The sequence below is a fragment of the Pseudoalteromonas sp. Z9A5 genome (assembly GCF_011378875.1).
In the GTDB taxonomy this organism is placed as follows: Bacteria; Pseudomonadota; Gammaproteobacteria; order Enterobacterales; family Alteromonadaceae; genus Pseudoalteromonas.
This window is the reverse complement of the sequence record NZ_WTLC01000008.1, coordinates 42,280-60,256: the sequence shown is the minus strand read 5'-3', so window position 1 is coordinate 60,256 and position 17,977 is coordinate 42,280. Positions and strand designations below refer to the sequence as shown.

The 17,977-nt window shown below is 36.3% G+C and carries 21 protein-coding genes; all 21 read right to left on the bottom strand.

Translation table 11 applies throughout. From position 1 onward, the window contains the following. Nucleotides 1-1,170 (bottom strand): beta-ketoacyl-[acyl-carrier-protein] synthase family protein, encoded by a 1,170-nt coding sequence (locus GQR56_RS06145; RefSeq protein ID WP_024611390.1) that lies wholly within the window; start codon nucleotides 1,168-1,170, stop codon nucleotides 1-3. Nucleotide 1,171: 1 nt separating this feature from the next. After that, nucleotides 1,172-1,732: a DUF3261 domain-containing protein gene (locus GQR56_RS06140; protein ID WP_024611391.1), complete on the bottom strand. Its 561-nt coding sequence runs from the start codon at nucleotides 1,730-1,732 to the stop codon at nucleotides 1,172-1,174. 2 nt (nucleotides 1,733-1,734) lie between these two features. Next, nucleotides 1,735-3,009, bottom strand: a complete 1,275-nt coding sequence (locus tag GQR56_RS06135; protein WP_024611392.1) for an NAD(P)/FAD-dependent oxidoreductase — start codon at nucleotides 3,007-3,009, stop codon at nucleotides 1,735-1,737. Continuing rightward, nucleotides 3,009-5,351, bottom strand: a complete 2,343-nt coding sequence (locus GQR56_RS06130; RefSeq protein WP_166109555.1) for an MMPL family transporter — start codon at nucleotides 5,349-5,351, stop codon at nucleotides 3,009-3,011. Before GQR56_RS06130 ends, GQR56_RS06135 begins: the two co-directional genes overlap by 1 nt. After that, on the bottom strand, nucleotides 5,320-5,883 hold the full coding sequence (locus GQR56_RS06125) for a hypothetical protein (RefSeq protein ID WP_166109554.1): 564 nt from the start codon (nucleotides 5,881-5,883) through the stop codon (nucleotides 5,320-5,322). Before GQR56_RS06125 ends, GQR56_RS06130 begins: the two co-directional genes overlap by 32 nt. Further along, nucleotides 5,873-6,301, bottom strand: coding sequence for an acyl-CoA thioesterase (locus tag GQR56_RS06120; RefSeq protein ID WP_024611395.1), 429 nt, complete (start codon nucleotides 6,299-6,301; stop codon nucleotides 5,873-5,875). Before GQR56_RS06120 ends, GQR56_RS06125 begins: the two co-directional genes overlap by 11 nt. A gap of 9 nt (nucleotides 6,302-6,310) precedes the next feature. Further along, nucleotides 6,311-7,867, bottom strand: a complete 1,557-nt coding sequence (locus GQR56_RS06115; protein ID WP_166109552.1) for an aromatic amino acid ammonia-lyase — start codon at nucleotides 7,865-7,867, stop codon at nucleotides 6,311-6,313. A gap of 19 nt (nucleotides 7,868-7,886) precedes the next feature. Next, a complete protein-coding gene (locus GQR56_RS06110) occupies nucleotides 7,887-8,876 on the bottom strand; it encodes a family 2 glycosyl transferase (protein ID WP_166109549.1) in 990 nt (329 codons plus the stop codon). A 13-nt stretch (nucleotides 8,877-8,889) separates the two neighbouring features. Further along, entirely contained in the window at nucleotides 8,890-9,627 is a 738-nt protein-coding gene (locus tag GQR56_RS06105) for a glycosyltransferase family 2 protein (RefSeq protein WP_166109547.1), read from the bottom strand. Between the two features lie 12 nt (nucleotides 9,628-9,639). After that, nucleotides 9,640-9,996 (bottom strand): acyl-CoA synthetase, encoded by a 357-nt coding sequence (locus tag GQR56_RS06100; RefSeq protein ID WP_166109545.1) that lies wholly within the window; start codon nucleotides 9,994-9,996, stop codon nucleotides 9,640-9,642. Continuing rightward, nucleotides 9,989-11,317: an AMP-binding protein gene (locus GQR56_RS06095; protein WP_166109543.1), complete on the bottom strand. Its 1,329-nt coding sequence runs from the start codon at nucleotides 11,315-11,317 to the stop codon at nucleotides 9,989-9,991. Before GQR56_RS06095 ends, GQR56_RS06100 begins: the two co-directional genes overlap by 8 nt. Continuing rightward, complete coding sequence (locus GQR56_RS06090) at nucleotides 11,301-11,867, bottom strand: hypothetical protein (RefSeq protein ID WP_010553037.1); 567 nt, start codon at nucleotides 11,865-11,867, stop codon at nucleotides 11,301-11,303. Before GQR56_RS06090 ends, GQR56_RS06095 begins: the two co-directional genes overlap by 17 nt. Beyond that, nucleotides 11,867-12,121 (bottom strand): acyl carrier protein, encoded by a 255-nt coding sequence (locus GQR56_RS06085; protein WP_024611399.1) that lies wholly within the window; start codon nucleotides 12,119-12,121, stop codon nucleotides 11,867-11,869. Before GQR56_RS06085 ends, GQR56_RS06090 begins: the two co-directional genes overlap by 1 nt. Before the next feature lie 57 nt (nucleotides 12,122-12,178). Continuing rightward, entirely contained in the window at nucleotides 12,179-12,436 is a 258-nt protein-coding gene (locus GQR56_RS06080) for a phosphopantetheine-binding protein (protein ID WP_024611400.1), read from the bottom strand. Then, a complete protein-coding gene (locus tag GQR56_RS06075; RefSeq protein ID WP_240920913.1) occupies nucleotides 12,429-13,205 on the bottom strand; it encodes a lysophospholipid acyltransferase family protein in 777 nt (258 codons plus the stop codon). The genes GQR56_RS06080 and GQR56_RS06075 overlap by 8 nt, the downstream gene beginning before the upstream one ends. Then, a complete protein-coding gene (locus GQR56_RS06070) occupies nucleotides 13,205-13,933 on the bottom strand; it encodes a beta-ketoacyl synthase chain length factor (protein ID WP_166109539.1) in 729 nt (242 codons plus the stop codon). Before GQR56_RS06070 ends, GQR56_RS06075 begins: the two co-directional genes overlap by 1 nt. Nucleotides 13,934-14,014: 81 nt before the next feature. Beyond that, nucleotides 14,015-14,536 carry a hypothetical protein gene (locus tag GQR56_RS06065; protein ID WP_166109537.1) on the bottom strand — a complete coding sequence of 174 codons (522 nt, stop codon included), beginning with the start codon at nucleotides 14,534-14,536 and terminating at the stop codon, nucleotides 14,015-14,017. Further along, nucleotides 14,533-15,636 (bottom strand): beta-ketoacyl synthase N-terminal-like domain-containing protein, encoded by a 1,104-nt coding sequence (locus GQR56_RS06060; protein ID WP_166109535.1) that lies wholly within the window; start codon nucleotides 15,634-15,636, stop codon nucleotides 14,533-14,535. Before GQR56_RS06060 ends, GQR56_RS06065 begins: the two co-directional genes overlap by 4 nt. Continuing rightward, nucleotides 15,636-15,908 (bottom strand): acyl carrier protein, encoded by a 273-nt coding sequence (locus tag GQR56_RS06055; RefSeq protein WP_010553044.1) that lies wholly within the window; start codon nucleotides 15,906-15,908, stop codon nucleotides 15,636-15,638. Before GQR56_RS06055 ends, GQR56_RS06060 begins: the two co-directional genes overlap by 1 nt. Beyond that, a complete protein-coding gene (locus GQR56_RS06050) occupies nucleotides 15,899-17,050 on the bottom strand; it encodes an ABC transporter permease (protein ID WP_166109533.1) in 1,152 nt (383 codons plus the stop codon). Before GQR56_RS06050 ends, GQR56_RS06055 begins: the two co-directional genes overlap by 10 nt. Next, nucleotides 17,044-17,967, bottom strand: a complete 924-nt coding sequence (locus GQR56_RS06045) for an ABC transporter ATP-binding protein (protein ID WP_166109531.1) — start codon at nucleotides 17,965-17,967, stop codon at nucleotides 17,044-17,046. Before GQR56_RS06045 ends, GQR56_RS06050 begins: the two co-directional genes overlap by 7 nt. Between the last annotated feature and the right edge of the window lie 10 nt (nucleotides 17,968-17,977).

The window sequence follows — 17,977 nt, the reverse complement described above, 5'->3', positions numbered from 1 at the left end:
TTATAGTCCGATTAATACACTGACGTTATTACCGCCAAATGCAAATGAGTTTGATAAACAGGTAGTTATTATAGAAGGGTGTTTAGCACCAACTGAAACAAGGTTTATTTTGGGTAAATTGGTATCTCGTTCACCATCCCATACATGAGGCGCATAATCATTGCCCCCTAATAATAACCAACATAAACCTACTTCAGTCGCGCCAGCGGCACCTAATGTATGACCAATCATACCTTTAGATGAGCTACATGGTGTTTCAATACCAAAAACATTCATTACAGCAATGGCTTCCATTTCATCATTTTTAGGCGTTGCAGTACCATGCAAATTTACATAGTCGACTTCATTTATATTGATATTGGCGGCAGCTAACGCACTTTGCATTGCCATTGCAGCTCCTTCACCTTGTGGATGAGGTGCCGACATATGATGCGCATCACTGGATTCACCAACGCCTAATAATTTAACTTTTCCCTGCTTTTGCACAATACATAAAGCAGCGGCTTCACCTATGTTTATTCCATCACGATTTTTGCTTGATGGGTTTGATATACCTGCAGATGTTGATGCTAAAGCATGAAAACCATTTACCGTCATCCCACACAGGCTATCTACACCACCTACAATTGCAGCATCGGCTAATTCACAAGCTATCATTTCTTGCGCTGTCGCAAATGCTTTAGAGCTTGATGAACATGCTGTAGATAACGTAAAAGCAACGCCTTCTAAACCCAGCTCACTTTGAATAAATTGCGCTAGGTTATCCATCTCTTGTTGCTGGTAATGATACTCACTCGGAAAAAGACCATCCCGCTGTTGAGTTTTCATTGCTTGTTCACCTTGGGCAATACCTGATGTACTTGTACCAACAATAACTGCAATTCGCTGTGCACCATATTGTTTTTTAAGCTCAGTAACGGGCTCTCTTAATTGCTCAAGTGCATGTGCTGCCAATTGATTATTTCGAGTTTGAAACTCAAGAGGTCGGTCAGTTAACTCGGGTAACTCTGCATCCACAGCGCCAACATAAATAGGACCTTCGTCAAATAAAGTATTGTTGATAACAATACCCTCTTGACTGCCTGCAAGTAAGTTACGTTTTATACTTTGATTATCACACCCTAGTGCATTTATCATGGCGTAATGGCTAATAAATAGCGGTTGTTGCATATTAATATTCTTCTAATCTTTCTATAGTTAAGCGATAATTCTGCTCGTTCTCAATAAGTTGAGTCTGTGAGGCATTATATATAACTTCACGAATTAATGTATCGCCTCGATAAAAACGACGTGTTAGTTGCCCTGCAATAGCAGCTTGTGTTACTTGGCAGTTTTTACACATATGTTGTTTAAGTAGTGCTAATGGCCAAAATGCACTTTGCATATCATAAATAATTTTTTTCCCGTCAAGGTCAACTTCTAACGAATTAGTCGTTGTTAACTGCTCCGTGAGGGTATTAAATTGCAACTGAGATAGTGGAACACCTTCAAAACTCAATGCTGCAACGTTGATCATTTCCTCAGAAAATTCAGTAGACACTAGCATTGACTGCTCAACAACACCTGAAAATTGAAATTTCTCAAGCCAGCCTTTGCCAACCATTTCATTAGGTATTGGCATTAACTCAAACAATGCAGTATCAAATTTTGGTTTATGAGTAATCTGGCAAGCATTTAAAAACACTATAAAAATGATAATAAATACCGCTTTAATACTTTTATTAAGCAACATACTTATACAACAGCAGCATCGTTATCAGCCATTTCAGAGTCACATATTTTTTCTAAAATATTGAGACCTCGTTTAGTGTTTTTAACGAACGGATTTTTTTTATCCCATGCATAACCCGCTAAAATGGAGCAGACCATTGCTTTTACATCAGGCTGACCATCTGCAAAAAAGATAACTGATTGTAAACTCGTATCATACCAAGAGTTCACAAAGTATTTGAATACAGTGATCCCTTCACGCAGTGGTATTTCATATTCATTTTTCCAATCAACAGTCTCACCTTGTAATTGTTTAACCACAAGTTCAGATGCCTGTACCGCAGAACGAAGTGCAATTGTTACCCCAGAAGAAAATACGGGATCTAAAAATTCACCTGCATTGCCCAATAACGCAAATTTATCACCATGTAACTGTTTTACATTTGCTGAGTAACCGCCAATAGTGCGAACAGGAGCAATTATTTCAGCATCAGCTAACAATGATGATAAGTTATCATCTTCATTAATAAACTTAAGTAATATTTGCTCAAGGCTCATATCTGGATTTTCTATCTGTGCGGTTTCACCCACAACGCCTACGCTCACCGTACTGTCACTAAATGGGATAAGCCAATACCACACGTCAGGAATATCTGGGTGAACTGTAATAAGTATTTTATTACGATCAAATTTAGGACAATCTATATTATCTTTAAAATGTGTAAATACGGCTTTACGAGGTGATAACTCACTCGCTTCTTCTAAATCTAATAAACGAGGAAGAACTCGACCAAATCCACTACCATCTAAAGTGAAGCGGGCTGTTATTTTACTTTGTTGCTCCGTTTTTAAATTAGTAATGTCAATGCACGTACCATTTTCGTTAGTTGTGAAGTTTGTAACACGGTTCCCAAAGCGAATTTCAGCTCCTTGATTAATTGCTTCTTGAGCTAATAAATTATCAAACTCAGCTCGTTTTACTTGATACGTTGTGCCAGGACCTTCACTAAATTTTTCTTCAAAATTAAAATTCGTATGATGACCACTTCGGTAAAATGCAGCGCCGTTTTTAAATTGGAAACCCAGTTTTTCAGCATTTTCAAATAAGGTATCGAGCATATTTGCTTGGCGTAAGTAGTCCATTGATTGTGGTAATAAGCTCTCACCAATAGAAAAACGAGGAAACTCATCTCGCTCTACTAAACATACACTTAAACCATGCTGCATTAATAAACACGCAGCAACTGTTCCTGACGGACCAGCACCAATTATAGTTACATCAAAATCAGTTGATATCATTAAATATTCCTTTTCGATACAAGAGTAAGGCGCGGGGCCATAATGAACACCATAACAACACCTATAAATACAGTGAAACCAAATTGGCTCACTGCGGGTGTTGAGCTAACAATTAAAATTGCAAATACAAATAAAGAACTTAAAGCTGAGATGAGCGTGGTTAATGTTATTTTTTCACAAAGACCATGCTCAGCATAAAATACGCAGTAGTCTAAACCCAATGCCAAAATGAGTATGCCCGCTACATAATTAAACACACTTAAGCTGTCAAAAAACCATGCACTAATAACAAGTGCTATTACCATAGCAATTGCCGGTCGGCTTACGGCAATAAACGCATTAAGCAATCCGTACCGTAGCCAAAAAACAAGCATTGCGGCACCAAGTGCAAAAATATAAATTAAAACCAAATGATGCCTAAACAAACCTACCTGTTCACTTACAGCTGATACTTTATCAACAAAAAAAACATCTTTGTAGTTATTTAAGGTCCTTTCGAGCATCTTTGGATCGTTAATACCTTGTAACTTAATAATACTGTAATAACGATTATTAATTTCGACCCATTGATCTGTAAATAAGTGGGATACTTGACTTTTTTGCCACGTCCGAAAATTTAACTGGCTTAGTTCTGTATTATTTTGCGTTTCTGATAATTCTAATAAAGCTTTTAATTGATTAAACAAACCGTCATTTTCGGCTTGCAACATTAACGCTTGCGACTTTTTCTGCATAGCAATTGAAGGCAACCACTGGCTGATACTTGAATATTTGGAAAAGGCATTATTTTGCTTTAGTTGGCTTAAGTCTTCAGCTAATTGTTCAGAGCGTTCCAATGTTTGCTGAGAAGAATCCCCCGCCACTAAAATATATGGGCTGTCCCATTGTGCATTTAATATTTCTGAAATTTTCTGTTGTTGAGTCACTAAGCTAGCTGAGCTTTTATAAAACGTACGCGGATCATCAACATTATTAACCATACTTAAAGCTACTATCGCTATAACTAAAAAACCAGCCTGCCACCAATAGTTTAAGCGTTTTTTAAGGAGTGCTTTTTGCCAATTATTAAGTTGAGTAACAAAGTGAGGAATTACGCTTGGTTTTTTTACAATAAAACCAACAATACTTGGGTAAACAAGTAATACCGTAAGCAAAGCCCCTAATAAACCAGCCATAGTAAATACGGCAATTTGCTTAAATAATACTAAAGGTGTAAATACTAAAATTAAATAACCGACTGTTGTCGTAATAAAACCCAATAAAAGTGACGAACGAATACTGAGTAAGGGGTTAAACCTGTCAACTTTACTAAAGCGTAATTCGCTCAATGCATGAAAACTATAATCAGCAGCAATACCAATTAATGTAACTGCAAATACCAACGTTAATATATTTACTTCAGTAAAAAATAAACGTAATGCACTATAACCGTAAAGCATACTTATAGAGATGACAAATAACGTACAAAAAATACTTAACGTGCTTCTATAAACAACCAAAATCAACAATAAAGTAGCAATAATGGAAATACTGCCAAATACAGTCATCTCGTTCTGAGCCGTCATACTTGCGTCAGCGGTAAAAAATGCGGCTCCGGTAACAAGATAATGTACACCAGATTTTTTCTCGTCACTTTGTTTTTTTATATCGTTAACTTTTGCAGCTATATCTTTGGCTATATTTAAATCTAAGCCAGTATCAGAACTAACAAAATTAATAAGCACATAGTAAATTTTATCGTCAGAACGACCGTTTTTTATCTCATCTTGAGCAATAAGATAACCTTGGTAGTTTTTAAGCTTCATTGAGGGGGCGTATTGTTGATTAAAAAAATCAGCTAAACCCAAATTAGGATCAGAAGCTAATGTTGCTGCCACCCACGGCGACCCCATTTCATTTAATAAACTAAATTGATAATTAAATACGGCATCCGCAGTTTTATTTTGTAATAAGTGTTTATACTTTTCACTCAAAAATGCATATTTATAAGGTAGGTAATCCTTCACTACAGATTGCAGTTCTGGAAGTGCTCCAAAATGAATATTAACCTCAATGCCATTTATGTCCATTAGCGCAAGTGCCGCTTGCTCTGCGTATTTTATCGCGTTACTACGCTTTTTATGACCGACAAGCATGACATGTTGACGCAACTGTTGTTGCTCAACTTTATTAGTCACTAAGCGCACATCCTCACTTTGCTCCACCGTAAATATCTGGTTAATATCTGCCACAATAGCAAAAGGCTTAAATAACCATAAATAACTCAAACCAGCGAGTAAAATAAGTAGTTGTAATCCCCAAAGGAGTAACTTAGTGCGTGAGTTTAACGACATCCATGTCATTTTTTGTCAGCTCCTTGCTGGTAAATACCATCATTATCTCTGTTTTATTATTCTGCTGGTCTGTTAATACTATACTGCGTTGACTTTCATCAAGTGCACACAAGTTAACATTGGTAAATAATGCAGCAACGTCTTTAAGTTTTGGTATTAAGTTGTAACAACGTTCATTGTCTGAAGCGGTTATGTTCCAATCACTTTCATTAATTTGCCCACTAAGGAGCTTTGCAAGTAAACTATTTATTTGCTTATCTTGAGTAAGCGTTTCATATTCTTTTGATGTTTCTAAGCGACGATAAATCCCACTAGGCAGTAACAGCATTTCACTGCTAACCGGTGATATGGTGTGCCAGTAAACATGTTGATCATAAATAACAAATTCACCTTGCGATTTAATCGCCCGCTTTAAAAATGTAAAATGTTTAGCTTGGCTAAACTGTCCTTTACCCTGCGATACTTTAAAGCGACTAAAGTCATTAGCTGCAGCGTGCGTACTAAAAAAAAATAAAAATACTAAAGCCAGTTTATTCAACATAAACCATCACTTTATCAGTAAATATACTTGGCGATTCAAATTGGAGCTCTTGAGTATGTAAGTCCATCGCAACTTGTATCGTATAAGCTTTGGTCAGAACCTTATCTGTATCAAGGCATTCAATACGGTAATCAATTTTAATCCGCATCTCAAATTCAACCAAAGAGGCGTGAATACGTATACGAGATCCAAATACAGCCGATGCAACATACTTTAATCGCATATCAACAATCGGCCACATAAAGCCTGACTCTTCCATCGCATTATAGTTATAACCAATTTTATCTAGCAATGCGCAACGGGCATCTTCTATGTATTTTACATAGTTACCATGCCACACAATTCGCATTGGGTCTAAATCATAAAATGGGACCACCATATCTATGGAGGCACTAACAATTGCTTTGGATTTTTTCATTATTTACCTTTAGCTATTTTGATAAAGTGCCCAACGTTGAGTTTGAATATACTCAATCGTTTGACGTAATATCATATCTGTTGGGCGATCTTCTTCTAATAAATCAAAGAAACTTGCTACATCATCAATCATTGCAGTAATTTCAGGGTTTAACGCAGAAGCATCAATTTCATTATTTAAAATACGTATTCGAACACCTTGCACAGCAGCAAGTAAAGTTGCCGCGAGTACTTGTTCTGTTAATTGTAAAATACGTAAACAGTCGCGTGCAGCAATGGTCCCCATACTCACTTTATCTTGGTTATGACACTCTGTAGAGCGTGAAAACACACTGGCTGGCATCGTTAATTTAAGTGCTTCAGCAGTCCAGGCAGAACAGCCAATCTGAATAGCTTTAAAACCATGGTTAATAAAGTGACGTTCACTTGAAGCTGCACTTAAATTAGATGGCAAACCATTATTCATTTTAACATCAACCATAGTCGCAATTTGTCGATCTGCTAAATCAGCTAAATTTGCCACACAGTTTTTCATCGAGTCCATGGCCATTGCAATATGCCCACCGTAAAAATGACCTCCATGTAAAACATGCTCGCCAATACCATCAATAATAGGATTATCGTTAGCACTGTTAAGTTCATTTTCAATCATATTTCTTAACCACGGTAGGCTATCTTCAAGCACACCTATGACGTGCGGAGCACATCGAATAGAGTAGCGATCTTGTAAGCGGTCTGAATTACGAGGGTGCTCAACATGGTTTAAGTCATGCTGAATACGTTTAGCAACATTTTGCTGACCGATATGTGGCTTAACACTAAATAAAATATCATCAAAGTGATTGCTATTACCTTTGAGCGCAATACTTGCAAGCGCAGTTATACGCGTCATTAAACGACTCGCATACTCAGAGCGGTCGAATGCCTGACATGCTAGCGCCGTCATAACGGCTGTGCCATTCATAATAGCCAGACCCTCTTTAGGGCGTAACGTAATTGCTTTTAAACCCTCAGCAGAAAATGCGTCTAATGAATTAACAACCTGATCTTTATAGTACGTATCACGCTCACCAATTAAGCTACCAGCAACATATGACAGAGGTGTTAAATCACCACTTGCGCCTACCGATCCTTCTTGTGGAATAACAGGAATAATATCGCGGTTGATCATCTCAACTAATAATTTAAGTAAATCCCAACTTACACCGGAATAACCTTGTGACAAAGACGCCAAACGACTTGCTAAAATAAGCTTACCTTGCTCTGGCGTAAAAAAATCACCCAAGCCACAACCATGAAAACGCGTTAGGTGTATTGGCAGTTCATTAACGAGTGACAAAGGAATTTCAACGGTGCATGAATCACCGTAACCGGTTGTTACACCGTATATATGACCTTCTTCAGCTAATAGCTTATCTAAAAAAGCGACGGCAGAATCAATTTTTTTTGCAAAGTGACTATCACCAGAAAGCGCAACTCCGCGCTTATCTTTTACAACACTGATAATGTCTTCAATTGTTAAACGGCCTGCACCAAATAATAGGTGACTTGATGTATTACTTTCCATTTACTACTTCTCCAGATATTTAGCTAGGCTTTGAATCTTTGTCTGTGGCTTTTGGCCAAAAATTAAAAAAATTGTACCATTGATACGGCGCTTTTTTACAATAAAACTCGAGTCGTTGTGCGAACTTAGTAGCCATTAACTGAAAATACGCTTGACGCTCTTTACGTTTAACCTTGATAGGGTCTGCAAATTTTTCAATGTACGTTTTATAACGTCCTTGCTCATTAATACAAAACATTAAAAATACAGGGCATTCCATAATATTTGCAAGAGCAAATGGACCTACAGCAAACGGAGCATCTTCTCCTAAAAACGGCACATGATGTACACTATTTGGGTTATTAACCGATGTACGGTCAGCAAAAATAATTACGGCTTCACCGTCGTCTAACTTTTGCTTTAATTTAATTGTATCATCTGGACCAAAGTTATTGATATGAATAAAATTAATGGCCGCATCTTGGTTAACTTTCTTTAAAAAATTATTAAATGAAGGTGTATGCTCATTATAAGTAATCACGTTAAGCGGTCGTTTGTTATCTCCCATGCTAAAAATAGCACGACAAATTTCCATATTACCTAAATGAGCACTAAAAATAACAGCGCCTTTAGCCTCTAGTAATTGCTGATAACCTTCTGGTGTAGCAATTTCTAAATCTTTAATATTTACTTTACCAAGCCAAGCATCAAATTTATCTAAAATTGCCATACCAAACGAGAAGTACAACTTAAAACCTTGTTTAAATCGCGCCCAACCAGTGCGTTTATCCTCACCCATACTGACATTAAGATTATCTAAATAATGCCAAATAGCTTGACGAGATAAACGACCTGTAACGTAAAAATAAAACATAACTGGTGTTAAAACTATTTTAAACAGCCACTTACCAAATACCTTGTATATAAATACCAATACTTCGATACCCAGCATAGAACCGCGTTCTTTTAATTGTGACCAATGAAATGGTTTATCAACGTCGTTATGTGGTGCTTTTTTTTGCTCTGACACGCAATAAATCCCTCTATTTAAATTTGTTTACAATTAAACGTGGTAAACGCCACAACATGCCAAAAAAGAGTCTCGTATGCATTTTTGAAATTAACACGTTATCGTCCCACACATTAAAGTGTGATACCCCATTCTCTGGGTAATGAACTTTAGTTTTGATAAATTCAACAGGCGTACCTTGCCAATAAAGCTTTACCATTACCTCTATATCAAAATCCATTTTATTGCCCAAACGAGTACTATTTATAAGCGTTATATAAGCATCTAACGGATATACACGAAAGCCACACATAGTGTCCTTTAATGCAAACGATAACGTTTCTATATAAACCCAAAAATGAGTAATAAAACGTCCATAATAACGTCCTTTTGATATTGACTCATCGTAGATAGGTTGCCCACTCACTAATGCTTTAGGGTAAAGCTTAGAGCGTGCAACAAGTTGGTCTACATCGTTTAAGTCGTGTTGACCATCAGCATCAATTTGAATTGCATGACTCCAACCTGCTTGATGCGCATGAACAAGACCCGTTTGTACAGCGGCTCCTTTGCCACCATTTTCAATGCGACGTACCAATGTAACCAAAGCAAACTCTGCATCTATTTCTTCAAGCACATTTTGCGTTTGTTCGTTGCTTCCATCATCAACCAATATAATAGGTAGATTAAAATCAACTAAAGCAGATATCGTATCGTGAATCACTAAATCGTGATTGTAATTTGGGATGACAAATCCATATTTACTCGACATTATAAAGCACTCTTATTCATCATTTAGCACTACTTTGCCTGATGCATGCTGCCCATGCTCTGAGCTGTAACTAAAGCTAAATTTAGTATTTTTAATTTGTTTTAATAATAAATCTACTTCGTAATTTGGTTTAACTATAATCTGAAACTTTAATGCATCAACTGAAATTGCTTTTTGGCAATCTACATTCAAATATTTAGTCAAATAATGCATCACCCAATCAAGTTGAGCTACACCGGGTAAAATTGGTGCTAGCGCAAAGTGACCTTGAAAATAAAATAGGTTTTCTGGTATTTTCAAACGCAAAAGCACATGTTCAGCGCTTTGTTCTATTACTTCACAAATAGGTTTATATACAAAATCAGTCAAACATTTTCTCCAATTGCATTTTTTCGAGTTTACCTTGCGTGTTATAAGGCAATGCCGACAAATAACGAAACTTACGTGGTATCACTAAAGGTTCAAAAAATGCTTTTAAATGACTCTTAAGAGCCTGTGAAAACTTAAATTTACCGTGCTCTGCCAATACAGCTTCACCCTCTTGGGTTAGCACTAATACTGCGGCAATTTCACTTCGTTTGTTTTGCTGCTCACTTTCAAGAAGTAATACATAGCATTCGTTAACCAAAGTGTATTGATTTATCTTTTGTGTTATCTCATCTAATGAACAACGTTTTTCTTCAATTTTAACAATGCGATCTGCTCGACCTAATAAGGAAAACTGATTACTGTTGGTTAATTGCGCTCTATCATCTGTTTGATACCACTGACGCTGATCAACATAAGGCGATGAGATAATAAGTCTTTGTAAGTCATCCGTTTTTATTTTTATAGGCGTAAATGCTTGCCAGATTATAGACTCACTTTGTTGACGCCAAGCTATTCCGCCAGTTTCAGTACTTCCAAGCACTTCAACCGGTGCATAACCAAACTGCTCGCTTAGTAAATTAGCAGCAACTGATTGTAGTGGTCCACCAGATGAAAAACAGCAGCGTAATTTATCTTTAACAGATACTAATACGTTATCTTGAACCAATCGATGATAGTAAGCTGGGCTACTAATTAAAGTAATGTCACTTTTAGCTGTATTTTCAATAAACGAAAGTAAATGCTCTGGGTATTCAAAGCTACTAAAACAAACATTTCGACCAGAGTATAGAGGCCAAAGTACTTTAAATAACAATCCATAAATGTGTTGATGCGACACAGTAGCAACCAAAGTCGTATTTACAATTTGCCCGCCAAATTGTTCTTCAAGTACATCAAGTTCTAAAACTAATTGCTTAAACGTTTTATCTACCGCTTTAGGTTGTCCACTCGAACCCGATGTAAAAAAGCGAATACGTGTAAGCTCGTTAATATCAAGCTCAGCTGTAGTGCTACTTCTTAAATCTGGTGTAAATGTGATGTCAGCAGATGATAAGCTAGCATCACCACAAAATGCATCGGCATAGCTTAAGCATTGCGTGAGCTGGGCAGGTTGTCCATTTTGGGGCAAAACAATTGACTTTTTTGCCACTAATAAAGCAAAAAACAATACGCTAAACTGGTAGCTATCAGCATCAAAAAGCAACCACGTAATTTCAGGTTGCTTAGAAAACTTTTTAGCGTGCCCGTTAACCTGCTCACGCCAAGTTGTAAAGTCATGGTTCTCACCATAAAAATAGTTATTATTATTTGGCCACTTCATTCGATTTATTTTTTGCCTTTTGCCATTTTCTTACAATCAATTCTATGATCATTAATAACCCCATCAGCAGATACGAAATCAAGCCATTATAGGTAAGCCATACTTTTGGATTTGGGTGAAATACGGTTACAGTCGCAATAAAACCATTCAATATAAAAAACACACACCACACTTTAGTTACTGATCGTGTGTAACGCTTTCCATGTTCATCTAGGGTTTCAAATTTGCCTGCAATAATTTCAATTACACTTGGGGGTCTATATAGTGAATAAGCAAACACAGCTAAAAAGCAGCAACTAATAACAACAGGGTAAAACTTTAACGCTAATGCTGAATTTGCAAAAGTAGCAAAAAGTAATAACCCACACCCGCATGCAGTCATAATTTTTAAATGAGGAATTGTTGCTTTACTGTCTTTAACCAACCAATGCCTTAGCAGTAAAACGGCAACAAAAACACCACCAATAATTACCGGTTCGCTGTACTGTAAGCCAAAATATACCGCAAAAGGATAAGTTAATAACAACCCAGCTAACAACGCCTTTTTCATTAAGCCTCAACAACCATTAGCTTTTCAATTGCATCAATTACATCTTGTACAGTACGAACTTGTTTAAAGTCATCAGGTTCTATTTTTTTACCTGTTTGTTCGCGTAATTTTACAACCAAATCTACGGCATCAATACTATCAAGATCTAAATCTTCATATAAACTGGCTGTGCGGGTAATATCCTCAGGCTCTATTTCAAAATATTCCTGTAAAATATCGCTAAGCATAGCAAAAATTTGGTCGCCATTTTTCATGTTTTCATTATTCATATATATATCCAAACACTGTATCGCTTTAAAAAACGCAGTAAGTTACGCCTTTGTTGCAGCTATAAAATCACATAAAGTTTTAACCGAGTAAAAATGCTTTTTACTATCATCGGTATTTCCATCAATTTTCACATCGTATGCTTTTTTAATTGCGACACCCAACTCAAGTGCATCAATTGAATCTAAGCCTAAACCATCAACAAAAAGTGCTTCATCATCATTAATGTCTGCGGCTTCAATATCTTCTAAATCTAAAGTTTCGATAATTAGTTGTTTAACTTCAGTGCTTAAATCACTCATATTTTAATTTTTCCTCGTTAAGATAAGCTTGTAAATCGCGTGTTAGTTTGCGTACCGAATTAGTTATCTGATCGTCTTGTATATAAGGCGCAATCAAATAAGGTGGTAAAACACGCATCTTAAAGGTAAAACGGCGATCAGTTACCTGATACCACTTTTGTCCTTTGGTTAATGTTATTGGGTTTACGTCAATTAAGATTGGTAAAATATCGACTTGAGTTCGAAGCGCAATGTTGCCTGCCCCTCGTTTAAAATGCCAAGGTTTACCTGGTATACTTCGAGTTCCTTCAGGGAACACTATAAGGTTGTTTCCACTTGCAAAGCTTTTTTTGCATTGCCCTAAAAAGTAATCTGGCTCAGCATCATTATTGATATAACCAGTGGCTTTAACTACACCTTTTAGAAAAGGGTTTTTCCATAGATCAGCTTTAACAACACAGTCTGCATGGCGCACAATAGAAATAAGAACAACAACATCAATTAAAGATGGATGATTAGCTATTATTAACTGCCCTTTCGCCCGTTTTATTGCATCGAGCTTATCTATATCCAAGCGTAATATGCCAACTAGGCGCATATAACCAACAAAAAATTTAAATGAATAATGCACAGCAGTACGCGCAGCTTGATTTCGTTTATTTATATCACGACAAATAAGTCGTTGAATTGAAAAAATAATAACAGATAATGCCAAACCACCAGTACTAAACAGTGCAAAGGCACTGCCTGTTGCAATAATACGGTATGCTTTTATCAATTGAGTTTTCATTAGCGCGATAGTTGCCATTGATATCTTTTTGAGTTTATTTCTAACTTATTATTTTTTGAAAAATAAAACTTTAAAAAATCAAGAGCTTGTAAATTAGGTGTTTCGCTTTCTTTTACTTGATGATGACCAGTGCATTTTAACTCAAAACCGTTGCTATTTTCACACGGTTCAATAAGTAACCCTACTGCTATATTGTCAGGTTTTTGTTGTACATAAGGTTGGTAATGTTCAGGTACAGCTTGGTCACTATATACATATAAAATACGCTCATAGCTACGAGTTTTTAGCTTTGCTACAGCATCTACTAATCCCATAAAAAAACTATCCTCGCCGGCGGACATAGCGCAAAGTGGAGCTTTATTTCCAGCATAAATACTAAATAAACCACCCACAGCATTATGAACCGATAATGCAAAGTTAGTTGGAGAGAGCGTATCTTTACTTGCAACATCTGCAATTAATTTAGTTGTCTTGTGTAGGTCGCCATGGCGAGAAGAAAATACACTAGGGATGTCATGCTGAAATGCTTCACTTGCCTCTAAAGCACAGTGAAGTGTCAGTTTAGCAAATGCACTTAAACGTCTTCGCTGCATTGCAGGTATCTGTTTTAATTCAGGAAGCGTTAACGTTTGTGGGTTTACTATTGTTCCGTTTGAGAATGATTGCCAATCCTCAAAATTTGTTTTCCCGTCGCCCCAAGCGATGCATTTTTTGATAATAAATTTCAATGTAATAATCCCTATTACAGCAGTGGTGACAAAAAGAGGCTAGATTCTACAGTCGCACTTGTTTTGATTCAAGGAAAACTCTCATATAACACCACGTTCGCCGAAAAAACCATCATTTTTGATTATTTTCGCCCAACATTCCCGTTGGTTTTCATCTTCTTGCCAAACTAGTAAAATAGCACATTCAATCAACCCTAAGCTCATGTCGGTTTCAGCTAGCAACTCATTTTTTTCTATTGCTTGCTTACTGCTGCCTATAAAAACATTTGGGCCATCAATCGCATAGGTATTGGCTATATAATAATTTGCAGCATTGCCAACACTTGCAACAAAACTTAATGGTTTTATAGGATTACTTTGGTCCACATCAATTAACATCGATTGCATTGAATCACTTGAAAAGTAATCGGCACAACTATATAAACCACTATTTTCACTGAGCTCAATATTTCCTTTAGCACGGTATACTGCAAGTAACGCAATTAATGTAAAAGAGTCCATTCTACGAACCTGTAAACCTGTTTCTTGTTTTACGAGTTGCCTTAAGCTTTTTACATCTAGCTTTTTTTCAAAACTTAAATAACTACTGCCGACTTCTTTCATTCAGTACCCCTATAACGCTGAAAAACCAAAGCCGCATTATTACCGCCAAAACCAAAGTAATTAAATAATACAGTGTTCACTTGTGAAAAATCATTTCCTTTATAAAAAGGCCACATTAAATCGTTATTGTTACTTATATAATCTGGCGGGGTGTACGATTTTTTACTTAAACAATCAGCAAATAATGCAATTTCAATTGCACCACATGCTCCTAACGTGTGCCCTGTAAAAGGTTTGAAAGCAATAATAGGAGGACTCTGAGTTATTTCTGATGTATTAAATAATGCAGTTAAAGCATTGCACTCTGCTTCATCATTCCCAAGCGTAGCGGTACCATGCACTTTAATTAGATCTATATTATCACTTTGGATATTTGCCTGTAATAAACAATCATTAATAACTTGTGCAATATGACTTCCGTCTTCCTGAGTCATTGTTAAACTATAAGTATCGCATGACGATGCACCACCCAGCATTTTGAGAGTACATTGCGCAGTAGGGATAGATGATAAATAAAGGGCTGCAACTCCCTCCCCTAAAATTAAACCAGAACGACCTTTAGCAAATGCAATTAATTCTGTTTTACTAATTAAATCTAATGATTTAAAGCCTTCAACGGTTAAAGGGTTATAAAATTCGCAACCTATAACCAGTGCATGTTCAATTTTTCCGGTACTTATTAAACGCGAAGCATACAAGCATGCATTAGCACTTGCTGTACATGCTGTACTAAAGGTAAATTCCAATTCATTTAAACCGTAGCGTTTTACTAACGCTTGGCTAATTTTATCTGTTTTAGATAGCCATAGCTTATCTTCATCCCCTACTTTCACAGCACTGATATCTAAAGAAGTAGATCCTAAAAACAAATTAGTTTTTGCTAAATCACTAGCTGATAAATTCAACTTTTTAAAAAGAGGATATAGAACAGCATCAAAATAACTTAAAATACTCGTAAAATCGCTACAATTTATTTCTTCTCGGAATGATTTAAATGCCACACTCTCATTTTCAATAGTGTTAACAACACTACTTATTTTATTACTTAATGGTGCCGATAGCACCTCGCTGGCATTTAAATATACATCCCGTTTATTCATTACTTAGCACGCTCTTGAATAATAAAGTCGGCAATTGTATCTATAGACTGTAAATGTTTACGCGTTTCTTTAGAGCCTTCAACTTTAATACCAAAGTTCTGTTTTAATACTAATGAGAGTTGTAAAGCATCTAACGAGTCTAAGTTGATGCGTGATTTACTTCCAAACAATAGCTCTGAGTCAATAATATCAGCGGGCTCAAAATCATCTTCTTTATCACATTCAGTAATAATCAATTGTTTTAACTGTAGTTTTAATTCGGCTAATTCCATGTCAAATTCCTCATTTTTTTATTAAATATATATAGTGCAGCAACAAAGCATAACAATGAAAAACCCCAAAGCGATGCTGTATATTGCCAAAAAGTGTGATCAACTGATTTGCTCATCAGTTGTCGTAATAGTTGAGCTGACCAAAACATTGGTGACCCATTTGCCAGCGCAGCTAAATTATCCGGCATAATTTCAAGCGGCACCATAAAGCCACTTAACGCAGCTAAAATTATATTTACTCCACCACCGACAACAATAGCTTGCTCATAACTCGACACCATACTTGCTAATAATAAAGCAAAGGCAATCGCAGTAAAACTAACTGTTATAAATGTAAATATACTAAGCAATAAACCATGCAGCGGTAGCAAAGGTACATTCAAAAAATAGGGAATTGCAATACAACCAATGATTGCAAGTAAACAGCCTTGTATAAGGCTTACGATTACATAAGCACACGCTTTGTTATAAAAATAGCGAGCCATACTAATTGGATACGTTTTTAATCTAACCAAAGTGCCATTATTACGCTCATTAATAAAAGTGAGCGAAATAGGCAAAACAATAAAATAAATACCAAATACCCACCAGGCAGGAATACTGTTCAACGCTGGGTTGTGTAATGCTTTAGCTGGCGGCTTTTTTAATAAATAACTTACATCAGATGATGCAACAACTTGATTAATTTGCTCAGCTAACGACAAATCCTGAGATAAATCGCCTGTATCAAGCATATACAAATAGAGCTTTAATTGAGACAAGCTTGCTTTGACTTTCTCTGTCATTAGTAATCGCGTTTGCGGCGCGAGTTCGTCACTTATATCTAACCGTAACTGGTTATTACCTTGGCGCATTAAAATTTGTTTATCTACACCGGGCTCTACTGTTAATCTGTTATCGGAATTATTTTTATCTATAGTAAAACCCTGTGCAATTAAAAGTGCGATTAAAATATTGCTATGCGCACTATTCTCTTGCCCGATTACACTGAGAGTAAGGTTAGCTTGTATATTTTTTTGCGACTGACTGCTTGCCATTGTCATAATAACCATAAATACAATAGGCATGAGTAATAATACAGCTAAGCTGTGTAAGTCATTTATAATTAATCTGGCTTCTTTTTTTACCGTATGGATTAACATGATGACTCCGAAAATAAGTCTCGATACAGTTGCTCTATATGGCTATTTGTAAATGTCAGTGTTTTAATATCATGACTTAAATTAGCAAGCACTGTAAAAGCTGATGCTAACTGCTCGCTATTATTCACTTTTAATTGATGCCCACCATTTTCTAAAATGGTTATCGGCTGTGTAAAAAGCGCTATTTGAGTAGGAGATAAAGGCTTAACAGTAGTGAAGTTTAAAGACGGTTTTTGATTATTTAAAAGCTCATTTGCAACGACTTTACCATTATTTAAAAATACGACTTCATCGCAAAGCAATTCAACTTCATGTAATAAATGAGAGGTATAAACTAAGGTTTTACCTTGTTGTTTTAAATCCAATAATAAATTAATTATTGCATCACGCGATAATGGATCTATGCCTACCGTTGGCTCATCTAAAAATATAATGTCTGGCTGTTTGCTCAAAGCAATTGCAATATTCAAGCGACGCTTATATCCACCAGACAACGATCCCGCTTTTTTATTAATAACATCATCAAGCCCGCATGCACGTACAGCCGATTTAATATGGTTTGAATGTAAACTGCGATTTTTTTCACTTATGGACACAAAAAAAGCTAAATTATCGTGCACGCTAAGCTCATGATAAAAGGCAAAATCTTGCGGTACCAAAGCAACTTTTTGCGCGATAGCTTTTTTGGTCGTGTACTGTGAGTAAAAAGGGTAACTAATTTGACCTGTTTGAGCAGTTAAAAGACCACTCATTAATGAAATTAATGTTGATTTCCCAGCCCCATTAGGACCTAAAATAGCAGTGCAGCTACCTTGAACAAGATTGAGTGATATATTATCAACACTCAATGGCATACTTGCTTTATAGCCAAAGCTCACTTGTTTTATCGCCAACATAATAGGCATTAACTGCGTCATACATTTCCCT

What these genes read in the sequence shown, in the direction of transcription:
- GQR56_RS06065 (WP_166109537.1), bottom strand. Translation starts at nt 14,536, where the DNA reads ATGAAAGAAGTCGGCAGTAGTTATTTAAGTTTTGAAAAAAAGCTAGAT.
- GQR56_RS06095 (WP_166109543.1), bottom strand. Translation starts at nt 11,317, where the DNA reads ATGAAGTGGCCAAATAATAATAACTATTTTTATGGTGAGAACCATGAC.
- GQR56_RS06140 (WP_024611391.1), bottom strand. Translation starts at nt 1,732, where the DNA reads ATGTTGCTTAATAAAAGTATTAAAGCGGTATTTATTATCATTTTTATA.
- GQR56_RS06045 (WP_166109531.1), bottom strand. Translation starts at nt 17,967, where the DNA reads ATGACGCAGTTAATGCCTATTATGTTGGCGATAAAACAAGTGAGCTTT.
- GQR56_RS06080 (WP_024611400.1), bottom strand. Translation starts at nt 12,436, where the DNA reads ATGAGTGATTTAAGCACTGAAGTTAAACAACTAATTATCGAAACTTTA.
- GQR56_RS06135 (WP_024611392.1), bottom strand. Translation starts at nt 3,009, where the DNA reads ATGATATCAACTGATTTTGATGTAACTATAATTGGTGCTGGTCCGTCA.
- GQR56_RS06125 (WP_166109554.1), bottom strand. Translation starts at nt 5,883, where the DNA reads ATGTTGAATAAACTGGCTTTAGTATTTTTATTTTTTTTTAGTACGCAC.
- GQR56_RS06130 (WP_166109555.1), bottom strand. Translation starts at nt 5,351, where the DNA reads ATGACATGGATGTCGTTAAACTCACGCACTAAGTTACTCCTTTGGGGA.
- GQR56_RS06105 (WP_166109547.1), bottom strand. Translation starts at nt 9,627, where the DNA reads ATGTCGAGTAAATATGGATTTGTCATCCCAAATTACAATCACGATTTA.
- GQR56_RS06055 (WP_010553044.1), bottom strand. Translation starts at nt 15,908, where the DNA reads ATGGAATTAGCCGAATTAAAACTACAGTTAAAACAATTGATTATTACT.
- GQR56_RS06090 (WP_010553037.1), bottom strand. Translation starts at nt 11,867, where the DNA reads ATGAAAAAGGCGTTGTTAGCTGGGTTGTTATTAACTTATCCTTTTGCG.
- GQR56_RS06145 (WP_024611390.1), bottom strand. Translation starts at nt 1,170, where the DNA reads ATGCAACAACCGCTATTTATTAGCCATTACGCCATGATAAATGCACTA.
- GQR56_RS06075 (WP_240920913.1), bottom strand. Translation starts at nt 13,205, where the DNA reads ATGAAAACTCAATTGATAAAAGCATACCGTATTATTGCAACAGGCAGT.
- GQR56_RS06060 (WP_166109535.1), bottom strand. Translation starts at nt 15,636, where the DNA reads ATGAATAAACGGGATGTATATTTAAATGCCAGCGAGGTGCTATCGGCA.
- GQR56_RS06115 (WP_166109552.1), bottom strand. Translation starts at nt 7,867, where the DNA reads ATGGAAAGTAATACATCAAGTCACCTATTATTTGGTGCAGGCCGTTTA.
- GQR56_RS06085 (WP_024611399.1), bottom strand. Translation starts at nt 12,121, where the DNA reads ATGAAAAATGGCGACCAAATTTTTGCTATGCTTAGCGATATTTTACAG.
- GQR56_RS06050 (WP_166109533.1), bottom strand. Translation starts at nt 17,050, where the DNA reads ATGTTAATCCATACGGTAAAAAAAGAAGCCAGATTAATTATAAATGAC.
- GQR56_RS06120 (WP_024611395.1), bottom strand. Translation starts at nt 6,301, where the DNA reads ATGAAAAAATCCAAAGCAATTGTTAGTGCCTCCATAGATATGGTGGTC.